This is a genomic window from Thalassospira sp. HJ, from assembly GCF_000948415.1.
Taxonomy (GTDB): domain Bacteria; phylum Pseudomonadota; class Alphaproteobacteria; order Rhodospirillales; family Thalassospiraceae; genus Thalassospira.
Genome location: NZ_JYII01000012.1, coordinates 495,741 through 513,289 on the forward strand (window position 1 = coordinate 495,741; position 17,549 = coordinate 513,289).

General features: G+C 55.3%; 19 protein-coding genes. 10 read left to right on the plus strand and 9 right to left on the minus strand.

What is annotated here, in order from left to right:
* The first annotated feature begins 16 nt into the window (after positions 1-16).
* The gene (locus tag UF64_RS11150) at positions 17-586 is read left to right on the plus strand and encodes a sugar O-acetyltransferase (RefSeq protein WP_044828986.1); all 570 of its coding nucleotides are present in this window, start codon (positions 17-19) and stop codon (positions 584-586) included.
* A gap of 178 nt (positions 587-764) precedes the next feature.
* Here UF64_RS11150 and UF64_RS11155 read toward each other — a convergent pair whose 3' ends face one another.
* Positions 765-1,298, minus strand: coding sequence for a cytochrome b/b6 domain-containing protein (locus tag UF64_RS11155; protein WP_044828627.1), 534 nt, complete (start codon positions 1,296-1,298; stop codon positions 765-767).
* A gap of 144 nt (positions 1,299-1,442) precedes the next feature.
* Complete coding sequence (locus UF64_RS11160) at positions 1,443-1,745, minus strand: PepSY domain-containing protein (protein WP_044828628.1); 303 nt, start codon at positions 1,743-1,745, stop codon at positions 1,443-1,445.
* A 190-nt stretch (positions 1,746-1,935) separates the two neighbouring features.
* On the opposite strand from UF64_RS11160, the gene UF64_RS11165 reads away from it, so the two are divergent.
* From UF64_RS11165 to UF64_RS11175, 3 genes are all read left to right on the plus strand, one after another.
* Entirely contained in the window at positions 1,936-2,595 is a 660-nt protein-coding gene (locus UF64_RS11165; protein WP_044828629.1) for a response regulator transcription factor, read from the plus strand.
* Positions 2,592-3,992 (plus strand): ATP-binding protein, encoded by a 1,401-nt coding sequence (locus tag UF64_RS11170; RefSeq protein WP_235285035.1) that lies wholly within the window; start codon positions 2,592-2,594, stop codon positions 3,990-3,992. The genes UF64_RS11165 and UF64_RS11170 overlap by 4 nt, the downstream gene beginning before the upstream one ends.
* A gap of 259 nt (positions 3,993-4,251) precedes the next feature.
* Positions 4,252-5,157 (plus strand): DUF6615 family protein, encoded by a 906-nt coding sequence (locus tag UF64_RS11175; protein WP_008891442.1) that lies wholly within the window; start codon positions 4,252-4,254, stop codon positions 5,155-5,157.
* A gap of 2 nt (positions 5,158-5,159) precedes the next feature.
* Here the strand turns inward: UF64_RS11175 and UF64_RS11180 are convergent, their stop codons facing one another.
* On the minus strand, positions 5,160-6,350 hold the full coding sequence (locus UF64_RS11180; protein ID WP_044828631.1) for an FAD-dependent oxidoreductase: 1,191 nt from the start codon (positions 6,348-6,350) through the stop codon (positions 5,160-5,162).
* A 252-nt stretch (positions 6,351-6,602) separates the two neighbouring features.
* On the opposite strand from UF64_RS11180, the gene UF64_RS11185 reads away from it, so the two are divergent.
* Positions 6,603-6,929, plus strand: coding sequence for a multidrug efflux SMR transporter (locus UF64_RS11185; protein ID WP_044828632.1), 327 nt, complete (start codon positions 6,603-6,605; stop codon positions 6,927-6,929).
* A 19-nt stretch (positions 6,930-6,948) separates the two neighbouring features.
* Here the strand turns inward: UF64_RS11185 and UF64_RS11190 are convergent, their stop codons facing one another.
* A complete protein-coding gene (locus UF64_RS11190; RefSeq protein WP_044828633.1) occupies positions 6,949-7,857 on the minus strand; it encodes an NAD-dependent epimerase/dehydratase family protein in 909 nt (302 codons plus the stop codon).
* Between the two features lie 69 nt (positions 7,858-7,926).
* Positions 7,927-8,547 carry a LysE family translocator gene (locus UF64_RS11195; RefSeq protein WP_044828634.1) on the minus strand — a complete coding sequence of 207 codons (621 nt, stop codon included), beginning with the start codon at positions 8,545-8,547 and terminating at the stop codon, positions 7,927-7,929.
* Positions 8,548-8,673: 126 nt separating this feature from the next.
* Here UF64_RS11195 and UF64_RS11200 point away from each other — a divergent pair, with 126 nt between their 5' ends.
* Complete coding sequence (locus UF64_RS11200; protein WP_044828987.1) at positions 8,674-9,528, plus strand: LysR family transcriptional regulator; 855 nt, start codon at positions 8,674-8,676, stop codon at positions 9,526-9,528.
* A gap of 66 nt (positions 9,529-9,594) precedes the next feature.
* Here the strand turns inward: UF64_RS11200 and UF64_RS11205 are convergent, their stop codons facing one another.
* Complete coding sequence (locus UF64_RS11205; protein WP_044828635.1) at positions 9,595-10,059, minus strand: RidA family protein; 465 nt, start codon at positions 10,057-10,059, stop codon at positions 9,595-9,597.
* A 270-nt stretch (positions 10,060-10,329) separates the two neighbouring features.
* Between UF64_RS11205 and UF64_RS11210 the strand changes: the two genes are divergently transcribed.
* The 3 genes from UF64_RS11210 to UF64_RS11220 all read left to right on the plus strand — a co-directional run bounded on the left by UF64_RS11210 (position 10,330) and on the right by UF64_RS11220 (position 13,696).
* Entirely contained in the window at positions 10,330-11,223 is an 894-nt protein-coding gene (locus UF64_RS11210) for a DMT family transporter (protein ID WP_044828636.1), read from the plus strand.
* Positions 11,224-11,317: 94 nt separating this feature from the next.
* Positions 11,318-13,012: a phosphoethanolamine transferase gene (locus tag UF64_RS11215; RefSeq protein WP_044828988.1), complete on the plus strand. Its 1,695-nt coding sequence runs from the start codon at positions 11,318-11,320 to the stop codon at positions 13,010-13,012.
* Between the two features lie 63 nt (positions 13,013-13,075).
* On the plus strand, positions 13,076-13,696 hold the full coding sequence (locus tag UF64_RS11220; RefSeq protein WP_044828989.1) for a TetR/AcrR family transcriptional regulator: 621 nt from the start codon (positions 13,076-13,078) through the stop codon (positions 13,694-13,696).
* Positions 13,697-13,713: 17 nt separating this feature from the next.
* Here the strand turns inward: UF64_RS11220 and UF64_RS11225 are convergent, their stop codons facing one another.
* Together UF64_RS11225 and UF64_RS11230 are read right to left on the minus strand one after the other, a co-directional pair.
* On the minus strand, positions 13,714-14,136 hold the full coding sequence (locus tag UF64_RS11225; RefSeq protein ID WP_044828637.1) for a secondary thiamine-phosphate synthase enzyme YjbQ: 423 nt from the start codon (positions 14,134-14,136) through the stop codon (positions 13,714-13,716).
* 46 nt (positions 14,137-14,182) lie between these two features.
* Entirely contained in the window at positions 14,183-15,010 is an 828-nt protein-coding gene (locus UF64_RS11230) for a class III extradiol ring-cleavage dioxygenase (RefSeq protein ID WP_044828638.1), read from the minus strand.
* A 309-nt stretch (positions 15,011-15,319) separates the two neighbouring features.
* Here UF64_RS11230 and UF64_RS11235 point away from each other — a divergent pair, with 309 nt between their 5' ends.
* The gene (locus tag UF64_RS11235) at positions 15,320-16,375 is read left to right on the plus strand and encodes a helix-turn-helix domain-containing protein (RefSeq protein WP_044828639.1); all 1,056 of its coding nucleotides are present in this window, start codon (positions 15,320-15,322) and stop codon (positions 16,373-16,375) included.
* Positions 16,376-16,810: 435 nt separating this feature from the next.
* Here UF64_RS11235 and UF64_RS11240 read toward each other — a convergent pair whose 3' ends face one another.
* Entirely contained in the window at positions 16,811-17,386 is a 576-nt protein-coding gene (locus tag UF64_RS11240; RefSeq protein WP_044828640.1) for an isochorismatase family protein, read from the minus strand.
* Between the last annotated feature and the right edge of the window lie 163 nt (positions 17,387-17,549).

The window sequence follows — 17,549 nt, forward strand, 5'->3', positions numbered from 1 at the left end:
CTTGAAAGCGCCACTGATGTCTGAAAGTCCCAAGCCTAAAACCGATCTGGAAAAAATGCAGGCCGGTGAATGGTATTCCTGCCTTGATCCGGAAATCACCTTGTTGCGCCACAAGGCGCTTGAAGCGTGTCATGAGCATAGCGTGCTTTATCCGGCGGAACGCGGCAATATCGGGCCGAAGTTGCGGGCGTTGTTTGCGGCTTGTGCGGATGATGTGCGGATCGAGGCGCGGTTTCATTGTGCCTATGGCATCAATATTCATTTGGCCGAGGACGTGTTTTTGAATGTCGGCTGTGTGATTCTTGATACCGCGCCCGTGAAGATCGGGCGGCATTCGATGCTGGGCCCGAATGTGCAGATTTATTGTGCGGACCATCATCGTGATCCGGAACTGCGCAAACAGCATCTTGAAATCGCCAAGCCGGTGACGATTGGCGACAATGTCTGGATCGGCGGCGGGGCGATTATTCTGCCGGGCATTACGATCGGCGATGAGGCGATCATTGGTGCCGGGGCGGTGGTGACGCGTGATGTTGCGGCGGGCACCACAGTTGTTGGTAATCCGGCCAAGGCGATTGGGCGGTAAACCGTTTTTTGCTTAAGGCTGCTGTGTCCGGGTTCCCGCCTGCGCGGGAATGACGGGCAAAAAAAAGAGGCAACTGGCCAGGGGTGGACGCGGTTGCCACGGAGTTCATCACGAGCTCCAAGTTGGGACAACCTTCAATGAGGATGTCACAGGGTAAGCGTTGAGCGGGAAAACTCGTTCAGGAGATATCGTCTGTGGCCGGGCGGCGTTTGCGCCCCGTAACCATGGCGCGCACCAGATTTTCATGATGGCGCAGGCTGGCCAGGATCACGCCGCCGACATGAAGCAGCACCAGGAACAGCAGGCCGTTTGCCAGTGCCTCGTGGGTTTCCTCGACCCATTCGGATCCCCAGAACATGGTGGTGGTGTACATCCAGCCCGTCAGCGCACAACCCGCCATGGCGAGGATGAGGGCGATGATCATGGCTGCCCCGGCCGGGTTATGGCCGAGATAGCGGGATTCCGTGCCGCGCAGGATATCGCCAAGATATTTAAGCGTTGCCGTAGGGCTTTTGATGAACTGGGTAAAGCGGGCATAGCGCGTACCGATCAGGCCCCAGACAAGGCGTAACGCAATCAGGCCGCCAGCGGCATATCCGGCCCAGTGATGCAGGCTGTCCCATTCATCGGCCGTGATCCAGGCGATGACGAAACTTGCAGCCAGCCCCCAGTGAAACAGGCGGACAAACGGGTCCCATACTTTGACAGACATGATGCGTGCTCCTGATGGTGCGGGTTTTGTCAGGTAAACAGGTTCGGGGAGGCGACCCTGAGCAAGGGCACCCGTTCAGGCAGGCACGGGGCCAGGGGACAGCATTGCTCAGGGCCGCACTCAGCCGAGGGAGGCCTTTATTGATCAGTCGTCTTCCTTGACGATCTCGAAGGTGGCCGGGTTGAAATAGGCCTCAACCTTCTTGCCATCGGCCTTGATGGCGTAAACCTCAAAACAGCCCTCGTCTTCCTTGATCTTGCGCACGTCCCAGCCGTCAGCGGCGAGCTTTTCTTTCAGCGCATCCATGCTCTGCCATTCGGCTTTTGGCACGTTGCAATAGTCATCGCTTGCCTGTGCGGTATTGGTGGTCAGGCCAAGGGTGGTGGTCGCCAGCAGGGCAGCGGCAAAGACGCCAAGGGCAGCTTTCGGGAAAACAGTGTTTTTCATGGCTCGGTTCCTTCATAAGATTGTGAGGGCACAAAATGGAAAAATTTCTTTGAGCGTCGCCGATATTGCCGTGCGTTCCTGACAGCAAACTGAAAAAGACACGCAGCGTCGTTCAGCTTATTGTCAGGATGCAAGCTTAGGTCGTGAGCCGGGGCAGACCCGTTGACATAAAGCCGGATGTGAGGTTGGGGTGCGTATTCTTCTGGTCGAAGATGAAATGATGCTGGCAGACGCGGTGCGCGATCATTTGCTGGCGGCTGGCGAGGCGGTTGATCACAGCGCAAGCGTTGTCGATGCCGAGATCATGCTGCGCGGAACCAACTATGATGTGTTGCTGCTTGACCTGAACCTGCCCGATGGCAAGGGGCTTGATTTGTTGCGCGATTTGCGTCGCAAGGGATCGGCGACACCGTGCATTATCCTGACCGCACAGGATCAGATTTCAGACCGGATCGAGGGGCTTAATGCCGGGGCGGATGATTATCTGGTCAAGCCGTTTGATCTGAATGAGCTTTCTGCACGCTTGGCGGCCGTGTCGCGGCGTTATAGCGGCAATCCCAATCCGTTTGTCGAGCTTGATGGCGGGGTCGAGGTTGATCTTGCCGGGCGGTCGGTTTTGCGCGACGGGGTGCAGGTTGACCTGACCTCGCGCGAATGGGCGCTGTTTGATCAGATGGTCAAACGGCCCGGCCAGACCTTATCGAAACGTCAGCTTGAAGAAGCGCTTTATGAATTTGGTGCGGAGATTGAAAGCAACACGGTCGAGGTCTATGTCAGCCGCCTGCGCCGCAAGCTAGGCAAGGAAGTGATTAAAACCGTGCGCGGTGTCGGCTATCGGGTTGACGGATGATGAAGATCAGGGCGCAAAACAGTCTTCAGTTTATCCTGACCAAACGCCTGACGGTGATCGTTGCGGTGTTCTGGGTGATTGGTGCTGCGTTCGCGGCCTATACCGCACGCCACGAGATGGAAGAGGGAGCGGACACCGCCCTTATTGAAACCTCGCGCCGGGCATCAACCCTTGTGATTGATTATCTGGAAAATCATCAGGATGAAGGCGAAATCGTTGTGCTGCCCGAGCCCGGGTTTGACGTCGAGCTGGGTGACGACAGTGACTATGACGAGGATTTCGACGATTTCGATGACTTCATGCAATATCAGCTGCGCAACGCGGATGGCGAAGTTTTGCTGCGTTCCCAAAACGCGCCGGAAACGCCGTTTGATACGCCGCTCAAGCCCGGTTTCAGCAATGGTGATAAGGTCCGCGTTTATACCAGTGTGACCGGCAATGGCGACATGTTCATGCAGGTGGCCGAACCGACCGAACATCGCAATGAAGCGATCATTGAAACCGTGGTGTCGCAATTCACCCCGCTGATCTTCCTGATCCCGGTGACGATTTTGGCGGTGGTTTATAGTGTCACCCGCGCGCTTGGCCCGGTGCGCCAGGTTCGCAACGAGATCGAGGCACGTGGGGAGGGTAACCTGACCCCGATCGAGCAGGACGACCCGATCGAGGAAATCAATACCATCGTCACGGCGGTCAACCGACTGATGGGCAAGCTTGAGGCGGCGCTCAGTGTCGAGCGCAGCTTTACCGCCAACAGCGCCCATGAGCTGCGCACGCCAATCGCGGTGGCACTGGCGCAAACGCAGCGACTGGTGCTGGAACTGCCAGAAGGGCATGATAGCCGCAAACGTGCGGTTCAGACCGAAGAGGCGCTTAAACGTCTTTCGCGATTGGCGGAGAAATTGCTGCAGCTGGCGCGTGCGGAATCAAGCGGTGGCTTTAGCCCGACCGGACATAATCAGGATCTTGGCCCGACCCTTAATCTGGTGATTGAAGACCTCAGACGGGCCGGGATTGACGGGGCCGATATCCGCTTTGATGCGGACAATCTGGCAACGCTTTCGGCCAATATCGACCTTGATGCCTTTGCGATCTGCATGCGCAACCTGATCGAAAATGCCCTGAAATATGGCGGGGATGAAGAGCCGGTCGAGATCCGCGTGGTCGAGGATCGTATCTTGCAGGTGTCAAACGGCGGCACACCTGTTAGCCCGGCAGAACTCAGCCAACTGACCACCCGGTTCAAACGATCGAGCAACAAGGCCGACGGTTCGGGATTGGGGTTGGCGATTGTTGAGGCGATCGCGCGCAATACCAAATCCGAGCTCAAGCTTTACTCCCCACGGCCCGACCATACGGACGGCTTCATGGCTGAGCTTCGGTTGCATCAAAGCTAATGCTCATAAACCTCATCCAGCCGCCAATATCCAGAAGGCTGCGGGGTGATCGGATGACTAGGGGTAAGGGTAACTTCCCTGACAATACAAGACTGGCGCGTGAGCTACTGTTCGTTTCTCCACCAATCACCTTACAGTCCCAAAAATCAGAAGACGGTTCTGATTTTTGGGACTGTAAGGTTAAGGTTTTTAGTGTCACTTTTTTGATATACAATCTAGGGTGGTGTTTGCTTCTTGTTGTAAGTCAGAAGGTTTTCTTATGCTGTGCACGTTTTCTCGAAATTTTCCAAAGAAAGTAGAAGGATTTCTTGAGAAAGAGCGCAAATTAAGCCGACGCTTTCGAGAGGAGACGGTTACAGATTTACTCGTTGGAGGGATATTAGGTGTTTGCGGCAGAAACGTCATTGTTGATTTTTCTGACGAGGTGAACACCGGTGCTGATTTGGAGCTGGTGTACTATGATATAGCTACCAATCTGCATTTCAGGCTTGTTATACAGGCGAAGCGGTCTTTTGGTCGTGGTAAGTACTGGAAGAGGCACAGCGTGCGAGAGTTGTTCCATCGCACGAAAGGCACAAAAAGACTGCAATCGGATGTTTTGATCAAGTGTGCAAGTACATCTGCAGGCTCAACGTATCCGTATTATCTCATTTACAACACGAAACATACGTGTGAGCTAGCCCGCAAAGCTGGAGCTCATCAATTGCAGGGAGTCAATGTTGTAGATGGATACTTTATGAATAGTCGTGTGAAGCGCGCAGCAAAACTTTCAAGACCGTCAAAAATGAAAAGTTTAAAGGAGCTTCATCTTCAATTTTTTCCGCTATCAACGCTATTATGTTTTGGTCTTCGAGTAAGGGGCATTATTGGTCGAGCAATGGCTCTGTCGGTTGGTTCGACGGACAGTATTGAGCAATCAATAATTGTATCATCTATTCCAACGCCAACAGATATTCTCAATGTGGTCCGTAAGTGTCGCGAAAATACAATTGAAAGTCTCGCTCAAACGGAAATCGAGAAGAAAGAGGTCGAAAGCTCAATTCCGATGCCCAAGTTGTCCGCACAGTTGCCACCGCATATCCGGAGCTTGATAGACGGAGAGCCGGTCGGAGAAAAGGATGCGGGAACTTCAGTGATCTTTATTTCTGATTCATCACTTAGGTAATGTTACTTACCCACCCCGACCTTGATCGCGAGTTTGCGTAGCGGGCCGATGCGGTTGATGGCGGTGAGGCCGGCATAGCGCAGGTCACGTAGTGTTTTAGGTTCGAACATGGATGCGCGGTTCAGAAGGTCGATGCCGCCGACGCGCATGACGGTTTTGGGCAACTGGCGGCGTTCGTAGGATTTCAGAAGCGGGGTTGCGCCGATATCCTCGCCATGCAGTTTGGCCTTGGCCATCAGTTCGGCCAGGGTTTCGATGTCATGCAGGCTCATATTCAGTCCCTGTGCGCCAATCGGCGGGACGACATGGGCGGATTCCGCGATCAAGGCAAGGCGGGCGGCAATCAGGCGCGATGGCACTTGCGAGATCATCGGCCAGACGGCGCGTGGGCTTGCGACCGTGAGGGGCCCAAACAGGTTCATGGTGTCCTTGGTGATCTCGGCGGATAAGGCCTCGTCACTCATGGCGTTCAGTTCATCGGCACTGCTTGCCGGGACCATCCAGACGACCGACGAGCAGGGCTTGCCATTCAAATCTGGCATCGGGACGAGGGTCAGCGGGCCGCCAGTGCGGTGGATTTCGGTCGAGATGCTGTCATGAGGTTTGTCATGGGTAACGACAAAGACCAGAGCGCTTTGATCATAAGCCCAGCGCTTGTATTTGATCCCAGCCATGTCACGCAGCGATGAGTTGCGACCATCAGCTGCAATCACGACCTTTGCCCGGACCGTCTGACCATCGGAAAGCGTTGCCTCGCCAAAGCGCGCAGTGCTTTTGAATGCGGTCACGGTGGTCGAAAAGCGGAAATCGACATTATCAAGCTTCGCCAGGCGCGCCATCAGGGCGACACGGGCGGCCTTGTTCGAGACATTCCAGCCAAAGAAGCCGTTCTTGGTTTCAGAGCCATCAAAGTCGGCGGTTTCGCGCGGGGTGCGCTCTGCACCGCCAGCATCGACAATCCGCATGACGCGCAGTTCCGCACCCGTCGGTTTGATGGCATCCCAGACGCCGGCTTTTTTAAGCGTCTCAATGCCCGGTTCCAGAAAAGCGGTGGTGCGCAGATCCGTGCCTTCGCCGATATCAGAAGGGGCCGGGTCGACAATCACGATCTGATGGCCGTCTGCCGCAAAACGTGCCGCAGCACTCATTCCGGCGATGCCGCCGCCTGCAATCAGAATATCGGTTTCGATCATGACTGTTTATCCTGTCTCTTGGGCCGGGATGGCGCAAGCATCCGTGCTGCCATCGCCTGCAAAACGTGTCGGGCAATGTGCCCTGTCAGGGGACTATACGCAACGGTTTTGCCATCCGTTTTGATCCAGATTACAGCAAGGCGATTTTGTCGGGCGGGAATAGGGTTGGGCGCGGGGATTGCCCCATGGGGAAAATTGGGCCATTTTGGGGATGCCAACCGCCACCACCCCTTACAGTTAAGGACGTCAAAGATGCTCGCCTGGGTATATCTGATTGTTGCGATCAGCCTTGAAGTGATCGGGACGATATCGCTGAAATTCTCCAACGGATTTACCGATTGGCGCTTTACGGTTCTGAGCCTTGGCGTCTATGGGCTGAGCTTCTGGGTGCTGTCGATGACGCTGCGCATCATTCCGGTCGGAACCGCCTATGCGGTGTGGGCCGGGCTTGGCACGGCCTCGGTCGCGATGATCGGATGGTTGTTCCTGAAGGAACCGATGACGGCCCTTAAGGCCGTGTTCCTTCTGATGATCATTGGCGGTGTGGTTGGCCTGAAATCGATCAGCACTGAAAGTTAATGGCGTTTACATTGGCGCGTTAGAAACCGGGCTTTGCCATCGATTGGATGTCGGCTGCGATGTTTTGATGGATTGGTGACCAGCCGAGATCGCGCATGGCAGCGTGATTTTCCATGACCTGATGATGGGCAAGACCGGCTGCCCAACTGCCAAGGCGGTCCATGGCGGTTTGGGTGGTGATGGTCTCGATCTGGCAGTCGTCACCGCCGAAATGTGTCGCGATCAGTTGGGCGCGGCGTTGATGGGGCACGCCATTGATGCCTATACCAAACCAGGATGATCTCTGTTTGGCGTGGCTTAGGGCCAACCGATAGAGATCAGCCAGATCATCGTTGTGGATGATGGGCAGGGTGATGTCCGGCGCACCGATGATTGTCACTCGGTTGTCGGTCCGTGCGGTTTCGATATCACGCGACAGCATCCCGTAATGGCCGTGGCGGCCGGTGCCGTAAACGCAGGCCGGGTGGATGATGATTCCGTCAATGCCATCATCACCAAGCACGCGGTCGATGCCCGCACACATCCATTCAAAGTCTGGCAAGGGATCGAACGCAGCGCTTTCATTAATTACTTCATTTGGCTTGGTTTGGGGAAACAACCATGTGCCGCCGGTATAGAGGAACCGCACACGGCCCGGCATCTGGCGGGCGGCGGGGATCAGGTGATCAAGCAGGATGCGATCCGTATCCGCCATGTCATCCCCGAATGTGCAGGCGGTGTGAATGATGGCATTGATGGCGGGCAAGTTTCCGGCCCACGCGGCGGGATCGGTGATGTCGCCCATGATCGGGGTTGCACCGAGATCTGTTAGCAAGATGCGGCTGGCCTGCGATCTGGCAAGCGCAAAGATTTGGTGCTGGTGAGCGATCAGGTTTTCGATAATGGCCGAGCCGATTAGGCCGGTGCCACCGGTAACAAAGACGCGCATTTAAATTCCCCGGTTGGATAAGGTGCGATCCTTGTCCGACCTCAACCGGGGTTGAGGTCAAGGCGATTTTTAAAGCCACATCGGAATGACAGAGGCAATCAGAAGCACACCGAGCGTCACATTGACTGTCCGCCATTGCCAATCGGATGTGAGTAACAGCGACAGGCTGAAGCCCAGCGAACACCAGAGCGCCATCGACAGCATACCCGAAAAGGCAAAGGCACCGCCAAGGATCATGGCCAGTTCGGTTGGGTCCTGGGTGATGGCAGAGAACGAGGCGGCAGCGCCGATGGTGACAGCCCAGCCTTTTGGGTTGAGCCAGAGCAAGCCGAAGGCCCCGAGAAACGGGATCGGTTTGCTGTCTGAATTCGTGTCCTGTTCAAGGGGGCTTGTTTGGGCCGTGGGTGGCGGTGGGGCCATGGCGATTTTGACCGCCAGCCACAAAAGATAGGTTGTTCCGATCAGTTTGGTCACAAGTTCGATGGCCGGAAAGGTTTGAATCAAATTGGCCAGTCCAAGCGCACCAGCCGCCGCCAAGGTCAGCATGCCGATTGAAATGCCGAGGATAAACGGCACAGAACGACGAAAGCCGAATTGCGCACCGGATGCGGTGGCAAGGGTGGTTGCGCCGCCCGGGGACAGGGCAGCGGCCATGGTAAAGGACAAAACGGGCAGGAGAGTTTCGAACATTCGGGGTCCTAAGGTGGCGCGAGGGGCGAAGATCATGAGAAAACAAATCTTTGCATTAGGAAATCGAATGTTCATTATGAGCAGCATTACAATGTGTAATGCTGTGGTGTGAGCGGCAGGGATGTGATGCGAAACCTTGATGTGGCGGTGTTGCGCGCCTTTGTGACTGTGGCAGAAACTGGCAGCATGACCGGTGCAGCCGAGATGCTTAACCTGACGCAAGGGGCGATAAGCCAGCAGATCAAACGGCTGGAAACCCAGTTTGAGCGCGCGCTTTTTGAACGCACGCGCAAAGGTTTGCACCTGACGCAGGACGGGGAGAAGTTGTTGCGCAAGGCGCAGCGGATGTTGGTGCTCAATGACGAGATCTGGCAGGAAATGCGTGATGATGGCTATGTCGGCAAGCTGACCGTCGGCATCCCCTATGACCTTGTTGGCAGCTTCATGCGCACACCGCTTCGCAAGTTTTGCGATCAGTATCCGGGGGTCGAGCTTTCGCTGCGCTGTCACAGTTCGCCGGAACTGAAGACATTCGTGCAAAATGGTGAAGTCGACATTGCCCTGATCGAGGAGCCGGTTGGTCAGATCACGGGCGATTGCCTGCTGGTGGCGCCACTTGTCTGGGTCGGTGCGAAGTCGGGCAAGGCGCAGACAAAACGCCCGCTTCCGGTGTCACTGGTCAGTCGGGAATGCGCGTTTCGGCCCGCCGTGATCGATGGCCTTGATAGGGCCGGGATTGCCTGGCGCAGCGTGTTTGAAAGCGGCAATATCGAAGCAACCGCGGCAACTGTGCGATCAGATTTGTCAGTCACGGCGTTTCTGGTCGGCACCATTCCCGACGGGCTTGAAGCATTGCGGGGCGGGGATGAATTACCGGAACTTCCAAAATATGCAATCAGCCTGATGGAAAAGACCGGGGCGCATAATGAAGTGCGCGATGTCTTTGCCGGGATGGTGCGCAGCCACTTTCATCAATTGTAAACAGGCAAAAGAAAGCACCGACCAGCGATGCTGGTCGGTGCGGAATTTGTGCGACGGATCGAAAGATCAGGCGACTTCGAAAATGCCATCAATCTCGACAGCAACACCCAGCGGTAGGGCGGCAACGCCAACGGCCGAGCGGGCATGTTTGCCGGCATCGCCAAAGATTTCGACCATGGTGTCAGACGCACCATTGACGACTTTGGGCTGATCAGTGAAGTCCGGGGCGGAATTGACAAATGCGTTCAGTTTGACAACGCGGGTGACCTTGTCGAGATCGCCGATGGCTGCCTTGAGCTGTGCAACGAGGTTGAGCGCGCAAAGACGGGCGGCCTTCTGACCGGTTTCGACATCATAGTCCGCGCCGAGCTTGCCAACGAATTTCAGCTCGCCATTTTCCATGGTGATCTGACCGGAGATATGAACCAGATTGCCGGAGACAACATAGGGTACATAGTTCGCCACCGGGGCGGTCGCGGTCGGAAGCGTGATGCCGAGATCGGCAAGATGGGCGTCGATTTTACCAGCCATGATGATCCATCCTTTTGCTTGGCAGATGTTCAAATTTGTCCCCAACTTATCGGGGTTGGCGGGTAAACAAAACAGTTTCTTTGTATCGCTGCAATCGCCTGATCTGTGGGCAGGCAAGGGGCTTTGCTGTCTTCAAGAACAGTTGAGAAAAATCGAATTGCCATAAGGGGAAAGCCCCGCAACAATAGGTTGTTCGCAGCACGTTCAAGGACGCGCTGCTTTGTTTTTTGTGGATTTGATGAGGCGACAGCCGGGTGAAGGACAGATCAGATGGCATTCAAGGACCGGTTGGAAAATGTGCATGGTGGCTGGATAGCCCTGTTGGGGGTTGTGATCCTGTCGCCCGATGCGCTTTTGCTGCGTCTGATCGAGGCCGATGATTTTACGACCGCGTTCTGGCGGCTGGGCTTTTTGACCGTCGCCCTGTTGCTGGTCGCACTTTGGCACGGGGCCAAGCGCGGTGAGGGCGTTTGGCAGTCAATTGTTCCCGGCCGGTTTGAAATGCTGACCGGGCTGTTTTACGGCGGGACCTGCACGCTTTTCATGTTTTCGGTGCGCAATACCGATGCGGCAAATACCCTGATCATTATTGCCGCAACCCCGCTTCTGGCCGGGTTAATCGGCGTGTTTATCTTTAAGCGCGGCCAACCGATCCGCACCTGGGTGGCATCGGTTGTGGTGTTTGTAGCACTTCTGGGCCTGTTCAGTGCCGGGTTTGGTGGCAAGAATGCGCTGGGTGATATGTTGGCCCTTGGGGCTGCGATCTGTATGGCGGGCTATTTCAATGTGCTGGGTGCCAAGCCGGAAGTTGACGCGATCAAGGGCATGTTGTTTGGTGCGTTTATTGTGACACTTGTCCTGCTGCCAGGTTCCGCGCCGTTCTCGCCAGTTGGTGCGGACTGGGTGTGGATGCTGCTGCTTGGCTTCTGGGTGTTGCCGGTGTCGTTCCTTTTGATTGCGCATGCATCGCGCAAAATTCCGGCGGCGGAAGTCAGCCTGATCATGCTCAATGAAGCGATCTTTGGGTCGTTTCTGGTCTGGGTGTTTGTCAATGAAGTGCCCGACGAAATGACATTGATCAGCGGGACGGTGGTGATCACGACCCTTGTCATTCACAGCCTTTTGGGGCTGCGGGCAAGCAAGCGGGCACGCGCGGCCGCCTGACGGGCGGGCTTATACATATTCCGAATGATTTCAGTTTGCTGTCAGGTTCGTGCGGTATGCGTGGGGCATGGTTCATTGCCCCAAGGATACCCGGATGCCGCGACATCGTTCGTTTTTACGCCTTTCACCGATTGATTATCGATATTGTTTGCTGGCGCTGGCGGTTTATTTCACGCTGGTTCTGAACTGGAAGGTGCTGGGGCATTTTTACAGCATTCTGGCGGGGCTTGGCGATTATGATACCGGCTTTGCCATAAGCGCGCCGGTGGTTCTGATCTGTGCGTCGCTGCTGGTGTTTACGCCGTTTTCCTGGCGGTATCTGTTTAAGCCGTTCTTTGTTTTCCTGATCCTGACCGGGGCGCTTGCGCACTATGCGATGTTGAAATACGGCATCGTGTTTGATCGCGGCATGATCGAAAACGTGGTCGAGACCAATCAGGGCGAGGCGCTTTCCTATTTCAATCTGCAGGCAGCTTTGTGGTTTGCGGTGACCGGGATTTTGCCCGCCGTACTCCTGATCCTTGTGCCGCTCAAGTTCCCGAAAACCGTTTTGCGCGGGGTTGGGCAGCGGGTGGTTTTGATGTTGGTGCCGTTGCTCGTCCTTGGCGGGATCGGGGGGCTTTATTTCAAGGATTACGCATCGGTCGGGCGCAACAACAAGGTGCTGGGCAAGGAGATCGTGCCGTCCAACTACATTACCGGTACGATCCAGCTTGTGAAGCGGCGCTATCTTTATGCCGATATGCCGTTTCGCGCCATCGGGCAGGATGCCCGCAAGGTGGTTCTGGAAGACCGGGAAAAGCCGACATTGATGTTTCTGATCATCGGCGAAACCGCGCGCGCGCAAAGTGTTGCCGCCAATGGCTATGACCGCCCGACATCGCCTTTTACCAGCCAGATTGACGGCATGTTGGCGTTTCAGGATGTGTCATCGTGCGGTACGGCAACGGCGGTTTCGGTGCCCTGCATGTTTTCGCCGATGGATCATGCCGGTTATGACGGCGAGGTCGCGCGCCATAGCGAAAGCCTGATGGATGTGCTGGGGCATGCGGGGGTTGATGTGCTGTGGAAGGAAAATGACGAGGGCTGCAAAGGGGTGTGTGACCGAGTGTCGCAGATCGAGATCTCGCCTGATGACTTCCCCGACGATTGCGTTTTGGGAACGTGTTTTGATGCGGTGATGCTCCGCGATCTTGACGGGCAAGTCGCATCCGACAAACCGCATGACCAGTTGATTGCCTTTCATTTGATGGGCAGTCACGGGCCGACCTATTACAAGCGCTATCCCGATGAACACCGGGCGTTTGCCCCCGATTGCCCGCGCAGTGATATTGAAAATTGCAACGCTGAAGAGCTGATCAATACCTATGACAATACGATCCGCTATACCGACTATGTCGTGGCCCAACTGACCGAAAAGCTTAAATCCTACGAAGCCGATTACAATGTGGTGCTGCTGTATGTTTCAGACCATGGAGAGTCATTGGGCGAGGGGGGATTGTATCTGCATGGCGCGCCCTACGTTCTCGCACCGTCGGAACAGACCAAGGTGCCGATGATGATCTGGATGTCGGATGGCTATGCCAAGGACAACCGGATTGAGACCGGTTGCCTTTCGGAGTTGGCGCAGGCAGGGCATTTTTCACACGACAATCTGTTTTCCACCGTGCTGGGCGCCATGCATGTATCGACCGGGCTTTATCGGTCGGGGACAGACATCTTTGCGGCGTGTCGCGGGCCTGTGATGCAGGCAGCGCTTGAGCAGTCAGCAGATCTCGCTCGGAATTGACTCATCCTGTCTTCTGATTTAAATGAGTATACTCAGTGAGTGTGCTCATATCAGGGGATGTTGATGAATAGTCGGACTGCGCAACGCGAAGAAACCCGCCAGAAAATCCTTGCCGCCGCGCGGGAATGCTTTTGCAGTGGGACCTTTGATGCCGTGCCAACGCGAGAGATCGCCAAAAAGGCCGGGGTTGCGGAAGGCACGATCTTCAATCACTTCCCGACCAAGGAAGAATTGCTGATTTGCTGTGTTGGCGAGCAGATGGCAGAGGCGATTGAAAAGGGGCTTTATACGATGGATCCGGAATGGTCCTTTGTCGATAAAGTCATGCATGTCGCGTCATATCGCTTTACGCAGGTCGGGCTTAATCCCGGTTTGTGGCAGGTGATCATGCAGCAGATTGTCTTTTCGCCCAGAAAGGGGGCCGTGCACTCCGTCATGGAAAGCAGCGGGCTGATTGCTGCTGTTCAGGCCCTGATTGAAGAGGCGCAGCTTTCGGGGGAGCTGAACCCGGATTTGCCGCCTTATTTGATTCAGAAGACCCTGATCGCGCTGTTTCTGTTCACCATTCACGAGCATTTCAGCACGCAGAATTTTGATTGCGAGGACATGTGCGCAACCTTGCGCGAGCTGCTTGAAATTCAGGTGAAAGGCCTTTGGGTGTCCGGGGGCAAAGAGGCGGCCTAGTCCAAAGCAGAACGGGCCTATTCGCCGATCAGATGCAGGGTGACCTTGCGCGTATGGGGCGCACGGCGGTGTTCAAACAGATATACGCCCTGCCAGGTGCCAAGAACGGCGCGGCTGTTGGAGACCGGGATGGTCAGGGACACATCGGTCAGGGCCGATTTGATGTGGGCGGGCATATCGTCCGGGCCTTCGCAGGTATGGCGATAGAGGCTGGGATTTTCCTGCACCAGCTGGCCAAAGAAGGTTTCAAGATCAAGCCGGACATCGGGATCGGCGTTTTCCTGAATGGTCAGGCTGGCCGAGGTATGGCGGACAAAGATCGTCAGTTGCCCGCGTGCAAGACCGGTACTGGCCACCCATGACTGGATCGGTTCGGTGACCTCATAAAGTCCCTGACCGCTGGTGGTGAGTTCAAGGGTGATCTGATCTTGCGAAAGCATGATATCCGTCCGGCTTGGGGCCGGACGGGATCAAGAGATTGTTCCATCAGGCCGCAGTTTTGAGCTCATCCTGATCGTAGAAGCGAAGGGCTGTCATGGCAAGGTTGCCGAACTCGTAGCTGTTATGCAGGACTTTGGCGGCAAAGCCTTCAGGGGCGGCACCCAGCGCGACATAAAGCGGCATCAGATGGTCGTCCTCCGGATGGGCCATTTTGGCACCCGGGGCGGTGTCGCGATAATCAAGCAGGGCATCGATATCGCCGGCTTCGATTTTGTCCAGCATCCAGTCGGTGAAGTCGGTCGCCCAGGTCTGCGGCGGGCCTTCGTTGAAATCAAGCGCACGCAGATTATGGGTCATGGCACCACTGGCAAGGACCAGAATGCCTTTTTCGCCCAGTTTGCGCAGTTTCTTGCCCAGTTCATAATGGTCGCGCGCATTGCCGCGTCCCAGCATGGAAAGCTGAAATACCGGGATGTCGGCATTGGGGCGGGCAAGATACATCGGCATCCATGCACCGTGATCAAGGCCGCGCTTGGCATCGGTATCAATGCCGATTTCCTCGGCGATTTCACGCGCCAGTTCCGGTGCACCTTCGACGCCATATTGCAGATCGTAAAGCGGCTGCGGGAAGCCATAGAAATCGTGGATGGTTTCCTGCTTGGCGGCGGTCGAGATCGTCGGGCTTGCTGCCTGCCAGTGGGCGGAAATCATCAGAATGGCGCGCACGCCATCGGTCATTTTCGAGAGTTCATCGACAAAGAAGTGGAAGGCCGGCGTGCTTTGACGCGCCACCACCATCGGGGACCCGTGGGAAATAAAGATCGGCGCAAGGCTTTTTGCGGTGCTGCCGGTAGTCGCGGATGTCTGGGGCATGGGTAAACCTCATCGGATTGCTAAATCACTTGATGAGAATATGCGCTTCCGATCCGATATTGGCCAGTCGCGTTTTGGCAACAGTCTGTTGCCATTTGCTGTTTTTGTTCTCTGTATGGAAACATTTTAGCAGGAAACAAGGAGCGAAACATTCGGCAATGACGACAGCAGCTTTGAGCCAATTCTCGATTGGTTCTTATCTGAGCATGTCTCTTACATCATGGTGTTCGAATGTTAAGGTCCTTGAAAACCAACGAAAACAGGCGCACTCTGGCTACATAGTTATTTTCTGAATTTGCCTGTCAAGGTATGACGCAACAAACAGAACCCAAAAGCGCCGCGCTTGAGCGATCGCGTTTTTCATTGCGTGATTTGCTCAGCGCAACACAGTTCGAGATCTGGAAAGAAAGCATCAACTGCATCTATAGCGTTGATGCGGACCGTCGCACGCGTGCCGATGGCTTTGTTGCCGATCTTGATTCCTGGCGCCATCGCGACCTGATGATGGTCGAGGCGCAAAGCTGCTCACAAAGCTTCTCGCGCACCTCGCAGATGATCGCAGCAGACGGCATGGATCACTATAATGTCCAGCTTTACACCGATGGCGGGGTGAAATCCGATATCGGTATTGGAGGGGATGTCCTTAAGCCCGGCGGGTTGCTGCTGCTTGATCTTTCGCAGCGCACCGAAGCCCAGGCCAGCGAACAGTTCAATTCCGTTCATCTGTTTTTGCCCCGGCGTCTGGTCGAGGATCATCTGAGCAATGCGGAAGACCACAATCTGCGTTTTCTTTCCGAGCGCGACCCGCTGGTCGGGATGTTGTTTAACCAGATCCTGTCGATGCATCGTTATATTGATCAACTGGACGACGGTCAGATATCTGTCATCCAGCAAACCATCGTTATGATGTTGTCGACCTGCCTGAATGGTGCAACGGGCGAAACCAACGCGACCCAGGCAATGCGTCAGGACATCGAAAAGGGCGTGATGATCCGGCGGTTTTTCCGCGAGCGTCTTCTCTCGCCCGACCTGAATGCCGAAACGGCGGCCGATGACCTTGGCCTGTCGCGATCCAGCCTTTACCGCCTGTTCAAACAGCATGGCGGGGTGAACCAGTATCTGCGCGACATGCGGCTTCGCCACGCCCTTAAACTTCTGGGCGATCCGACGCAGCGCAGACGGTCTATTTATGACATCGCACTGGAATGCGGATATGAAACCGATGCCGGCTTTATCCGGGCCTTCCGCGCCAAATACGATGTCACGCCAGGCGATGTGCGTGCAGGTGTTACGCCGCACGCACGCCACCTTGATGAAGGGGCACTCGACAAGCGCTATGAGAACTGGCTGCATACGCTTGCCTAGAGGCTCTGGTGCCTGATCGACGGAGCTTGCGATCAGGCGAGGGGGGGACGCGAGTATCTTGTCCCCTTCATCTATTTCGTTTTCCATGCGCTTTGATGGACTTTGCGCACAGATCAAATCACGGCCTTGAACGGCACGACGACGTTTTGGTGAAACAGCCGCCCAGATCCGGCGTATCACGCGCGATAATCACAACAGGAAGAGGGTGAGACTGGACAGACGTCGAACGTTCCGGCTGCAATGAAACGCCGACCTGTTGAAAGTCCGATTGAGTTGTTCCGGATGAATTCATCACATCCTCCGCATGACTGATCTACATGATCAGCGGTTTGTACCCATGCTTGAGAATAGCCGGGCCTGCGCGAAGGATTATGCTTGGCGTGCCGGATTATTGACCAGCTGTGCCAAAACACTGTTTTTGGGTGCGTTTTTCGATCAGGGAAAGGCCGCGATGACGTCAGTACTTTTGGTGAGCTGGCAATATTCCGAGGCCAGAACAGCTGCATAAAGATCAAACACGTCCTGGGCCACGAAGGTCCTGCCATTGGCATCGGTGACATCAATGGCTGTGGTGGCATCAAGCACCAGCCAGTTTTCAAAACCAAGGCAGTGGGCCATGCGGATTGTGACATCCATCGAATTGTGGATGACGACTCCGGTAAAGATCAGGCGTTTGATCCCGCGATCATGTAGGTGCTTTTCAAGTGTTGTGCCGACAAAGGCGCAGTTTTGTTGCTTGGCGATGACGGTTTCACCATCAATCGGCAGGGCTTCGTCCTTGAACGGTTGTCCCGGGCCGTCGACATAAAAGCTTGAAGCCGGGTTGGCTTCTTCGTGGCGGACATGGATCACCGGCAGGCTGGCCGCACGGAAGTCTGCCAGCAGCTTTGCAATCACATCGGCATAGCCCGGATTGTTTTTGCTGTTCCAGCGCGGGTTATCGATGGCCTTTTGCACATCAAGGACTATCAGGGCTGTATTTTGAACAGAATGACTAAAGTTAAAATGCATCTTAGGCTTTAATAATTAGCCCGCTCTGACAAAGTCAGAGCGGGCTATGGTGTTTTCGCTACCGCCACCGAGATTTATCTCGGAAGAGAAACTAGTTCTCAAATGATTAATCCATGCTGTTAAGCAAGTTGGAACGACCAATCATAACAGTGATAATAATGTC

Bases quoted from the DNA above. Each gene is read 5' to 3' on its own strand.
- UF64_RS11235 (WP_044828639.1), top strand. From the start codon at position 15,320: ATGACGCAACAAACAGAACCCAAAAGCGCCGCGCTTGAGCGATCGCGT.
- UF64_RS11210 (WP_044828636.1), top strand. From the start codon at position 10,330: ATGGCATTCAAGGACCGGTTGGAAAATGTGCATGGTGGCTGGATAGCC.
- UF64_RS11180 (WP_044828631.1), bottom strand. From the start codon at position 6,350: ATGATCGAAACCGATATTCTGATTGCAGGCGGCGGCATCGCCGGAATG.
- UF64_RS11240 (WP_044828640.1), bottom strand. From the start codon at position 17,386: ATGCATTTTAACTTTAGTCATTCTGTTCAAAATACAGCCCTGATAGTC.
- UF64_RS11230 (WP_044828638.1), bottom strand. From the start codon at position 15,010: ATGCCCCAGACATCCGCGACTACCGGCAGCACCGCAAAAAGCCTTGCG.
- UF64_RS11185 (WP_044828632.1), top strand. From the start codon at position 6,603: ATGCTCGCCTGGGTATATCTGATTGTTGCGATCAGCCTTGAAGTGATC.
- UF64_RS11195 (WP_044828634.1), bottom strand. From the start codon at position 8,547: ATGTTCGAAACTCTCCTGCCCGTTTTGTCCTTTACCATGGCCGCTGCC.
- UF64_RS11200 (WP_044828987.1), top strand. From the start codon at position 8,674: ATGCGAAACCTTGATGTGGCGGTGTTGCGCGCCTTTGTGACTGTGGCA.
- UF64_RS11170 (WP_235285035.1), top strand. From the start codon at position 2,592: ATGATGAAGATCAGGGCGCAAAACAGTCTTCAGTTTATCCTGACCAAA.
- UF64_RS11160 (WP_044828628.1), bottom strand. From the start codon at position 1,745: ATGAAAAACACTGTTTTCCCGAAAGCTGCCCTTGGCGTCTTTGCCGCT.
- UF64_RS11220 (WP_044828989.1), top strand. From the start codon at position 13,076: ATGAATAGTCGGACTGCGCAACGCGAAGAAACCCGCCAGAAAATCCTT.
- UF64_RS11150 (WP_044828986.1), top strand. From the start codon at position 17: ATGTCTGAAAGTCCCAAGCCTAAAACCGATCTGGAAAAAATGCAGGCC.
- UF64_RS11190 (WP_044828633.1), bottom strand. From the start codon at position 7,857: ATGCGCGTCTTTGTTACCGGTGGCACCGGCCTAATCGGCTCGGCCATT.
- UF64_RS11155 (WP_044828627.1), bottom strand. From the start codon at position 1,298: ATGTCTGTCAAAGTATGGGACCCGTTTGTCCGCCTGTTTCACTGGGGG.
- UF64_RS11215 (WP_044828988.1), top strand. From the start codon at position 11,318: ATGCCGCGACATCGTTCGTTTTTACGCCTTTCACCGATTGATTATCGA.
- UF64_RS11175 (WP_008891442.1), top strand. From the start codon at position 4,252: ATGCTGTGCACGTTTTCTCGAAATTTTCCAAAGAAAGTAGAAGGATTT.
- UF64_RS11205 (WP_044828635.1), bottom strand. From the start codon at position 10,059: ATGGCTGGTAAAATCGACGCCCATCTTGCCGATCTCGGCATCACGCTT.
- UF64_RS11225 (WP_044828637.1), bottom strand. From the start codon at position 14,136: ATGCTTTCGCAAGATCAGATCACCCTTGAACTCACCACCAGCGGTCAG.